We start from the raw sequence: 3,226 nt of genomic DNA, 5'->3' as shown, positions 1-3,226 counted from the left end.
CCCCACAACCCCCACCATCGCCAACCCCACCTACGCTTAGGTAGGATGCACCCACATTCCCCAGAGGTTCGCGTCATGTTCATCGGCGTCCTGCTGATCATTACCTGGCTGATCCTGCTCCTGCGCTACCCCGCCAAAGCCCTGCCCGTGTCCCTGGCCGCCGCCTGCGGCCTGGCCCTGGTGGCCGGCTGGGTGGTCTGGCTGGACAACCGCGAAGCCCAGCAACTGGCCCGCCTGGAACTGCGCCTGGCCTACGCCCCCGAACACTGCCCCGCCGACCGCCCGCTACAGGTCAAGCTCAACAACGGCAACAAAGTCCCCCTGACCGAACTGCGCTGGCGCGTCGCCGCCTACGCCCCGGGCGACACGGTGAACCTCGCCGACAACCAGTACAGCGCTCCACGCTATCGCGGCCCCGGCGAATTGCAGGCCGGCGCCAACTGGCAGGACTGCCTGCCCCTGCCACCGCTACGCCCGGGCTATCGCCCGCAAACCCTGGAGTTTCGCGCCGAGCGTTTGCAGGGTAGTTTCTCTCGCTGATCCCCCTTCCCATCGCCCAGCACAAGGACCGCGCCATGCCCGTAGCGTTGATCACCGGTTGTTCCAGCGGCATCGGCCGCGCCCTGGCAGATGCCTTCAAACAGGCCGGCTACACCGTCCTGCCCAGCGCCCGCAAGGCCGAGGACGTCGCCGCCCTGCAAGCCGCCGGCTTCCACGCGGTGCAGCTGGACGTGAATGACGGCGCCGCCCTGGCCGCCCTGGCCGAGGACATCAACCAACGGCACGGCGGCCTCGATGTGCTGATCAACAACGCCGGCTACGGCGCCATGGGCCCGCTGCTCGATGGCGGCGTAGAGGCCATGCAGCGCCAGTTCGAAACCAACGTGTTCGCAGTGGTCGGGGTGACCCGGGCGCTGTTCCCGGTACTGCGTCGCAGCCGTGGCCTGGTGGTGAATATCGGCAGTGTGTCCGGGGTGCTGGTCACGCCATTTGCCGGCGCCTATTGCGCCTCGAAAGCCGCGGTGCACGCCTTGAGCGATGCCCTGCGCATGGAGCTGGCACCGTTCGGCATCAAGGTCATGGAAGTGCAGCCCGGGGCCATCGCCTCCAGCTTTGCCAAGAACGCCGGGCATGAAGCCGAACAACTGCTCAACGAACAATCGCCCTGGTGGCCGCTACGCGAGGGCATCCGCTCCCGGGCCAAGGCCTCCCAGGACAAGCCGACCCCGGCCAGCGATTTCGCCGCCGGCCTGCTCAAGGCCGTGCAACAGTCCAACCCGCCGCGCCTGGTCCGCCTGGGCAACGGCAGCCGCGCCCTGCCGCTACTGGCCAACCTTTTGCCCAAGGGTTTGCTGGAGAAGGGGCTGATGAAGCGCTTCGGCCTGGCCGCCAAGCTCTGACGCTGCCGAGTCTTAACAACTCACCCGGCGCTTGTGCGTACCAGCCACGCGCCAGGACACGCCATGCCCTTGATCGATCCCCCAGAGACTTAGCCATTGAACTGTCGTAGTGCCCTGCCGCTGGCCCTGTTCACCTTGCTGACCGGCTGCGGACTCTCCTCGCCAGACGAAAAACTGGACCAGAGCCTGCCCGACCTCGGCCTGGAGCAGATCCTGCCCAAGGCCGAGGCCAATGCGTATTGCACGGCGGACATGGACAGCGAATTGCTGTTTGGCATCGGCCGCCTGCTGATCGATGAAGATCAAGAAACCCATGGCGTGCTGCGCACCCAGTTCGCCAGCGAAGAAGTGCAAATGGCCAGGAGCTGCCTGGCCATGGCCGCCCCCCGCTACAACCGCAGCCTTTGCAGCTTGGCCATGGTCACCGCCGAGCGTCCCAGCGTCTATGCCAAAAGCGAGGCGTTCAACTACATCGCCTATGCCGCCAAGAGAAACGAAGGCTGCGCGCAGTGGGCGCTGTACGACATCTACAGCATCGGCAAATTGAAGCAGCCACCCGACAAGGCCCTGGCCATGGCCTGGCTCGAACGCTCGGCGCGGCACGGCGCACTCGAGGCGCAGGAGGAAATGCTCAGCCAGAGCAAGAAGCAGAACAAACTGGCGTTGGCCTATGCCTGGGCCAGGGTGCTGGGCGATGCCGAGAACATCGAGTCGCTGAAGCAGGCCATGAGCCCGGCACAAATCGCCGAAGGCGAGCAGCACTACCAGCAGCTACTCGCTCAGTTGCCACCACTGGAGCTGCGCAAAAAGGCCGACCGCAAGGAGCTGATCGCCCTGCACATGGCCGACGTCTACATGAACCACCCCCAGGCATTCGAGGGCCTGTCGCCCTTGCAGCGTCGGCAGTTCATGGCCAACGTGGTGGATGCCCTGGAGCCCAATCCGGACTTCCAGAAGCGCCGCCAGCTCTACGCCTACGTACTGATTGCCCGGCAAGCCAACCTCACGGACCCCGCCGTGAACCTGTGGCAAGACCCGGCGCTGCACGCCCTGCTGGTCAACGAAAAACTCGGCCTGGAGGACACCGTGGCCCGGGGCCTGGCCATCCTGGCCAAGCGCAACCCCGACAACGCCGCGGCCGCAGGCCATTCAGAGGCCAAATAACATGCCCAGCGCCACCAGGGTCCCAATGCTCAGCAACGAGGCAAAGTACAGCTGGGTCCAGGTATCGGGGATGACCTCGGCGGGGTTGGCGGGGTTATAGAACACCCCCACCGTATCGCCCACCTGGGAGTCGGAAAATTCACTGCCGAACGTGTGGGTCAGCACACTGCCATCGGCGACCACATAGGACACCGTTCGGGTCGAGTGATAGCTGTGACCGCCCTGCACCCCGACCATCCGTGACCGGCTGACGCCGACTACCTGGGCAGGGGCATAGACACCGGTCACCCTGAGGGCAAAATAATCCCAGCCCGAATCATAGGCACCCGCCCCACAGGCCAGCATCACCAGGAAGATCAACACCTTGCCGACATAACGCACCCGCGCACTCCTTGCTCGTTCGATCTGCCGGCCCTCTTTCCACTCAAGAACCGGCACCAAAGGGTGGCGAATATATAGATCCGCCTCATGGCGAGGCAAATGCCCCGTGCCCTTCAGGCCGCACGCAAACTACGAGTGCGACGGTCCAGGTTGTAGCCCGGCGCAATCTTAGTAGAATGCGCGCACTCAAGGCCCCGGGCCTCGATCAAGCCGCATGGAATCGCTGGCGCCTCAAGCACGGAACTGCTGAAGCTGCTCCTCCCGCCCTTTCCAGCCCCCCC

General features: G+C 65.1%; 4 protein-coding genes. 3 read left to right on the top strand and 1 reads right to left on the bottom strand.

Features of this window, described 5'->3' with window-relative positions:
* The first annotated feature begins 75 nt into the window (after positions 1–75).
* From AC3WK8_RS31885 to AC3WK8_RS31875, 3 genes are all read left to right on the top strand, one after another.
* Positions 76–540: a hypothetical protein gene (locus AC3WK8_RS31885; RefSeq protein WP_022642426.1), complete on the top strand. Its 465-nt coding sequence runs from the start codon at positions 76–78 to the stop codon at positions 538–540.
* 35 nt (positions 541–575) lie between these two features.
* A complete protein-coding gene (locus tag AC3WK8_RS31880) occupies positions 576–1,400 on the top strand; it encodes an SDR family oxidoreductase (RefSeq protein WP_103327184.1) in 825 nt (274 codons plus the stop codon).
* 96 nt (positions 1,401–1,496) lie between these two features.
* Positions 1,497–2,564, top strand: a complete 1,068-nt coding sequence (locus AC3WK8_RS31875; protein ID WP_103327185.1) for a hypothetical protein — start codon at positions 1,497–1,499, stop codon at positions 2,562–2,564.
* On the opposite strand, the gene AC3WK8_RS31870 is transcribed toward AC3WK8_RS31875, so the two are convergent.
* On the bottom strand, positions 2,550–2,945 hold the full coding sequence (locus AC3WK8_RS31870; RefSeq protein ID WP_158250080.1) for a DUF3592 domain-containing protein: 396 nt from the start codon (positions 2,943–2,945) through the stop codon (positions 2,550–2,552). The genes AC3WK8_RS31875 and AC3WK8_RS31870 overlap by 15 nt on opposite strands.
* Between the last annotated feature and the right edge of the window lie 281 nt (positions 2,946–3,226).

This window comes from Pseudomonas sp. FW507-12TSA (assembly GCF_058781435.1).
Note: the sequence above shows the minus strand (reverse complement) of the source record. Positions and strands in the feature narration are given on the sequence as shown.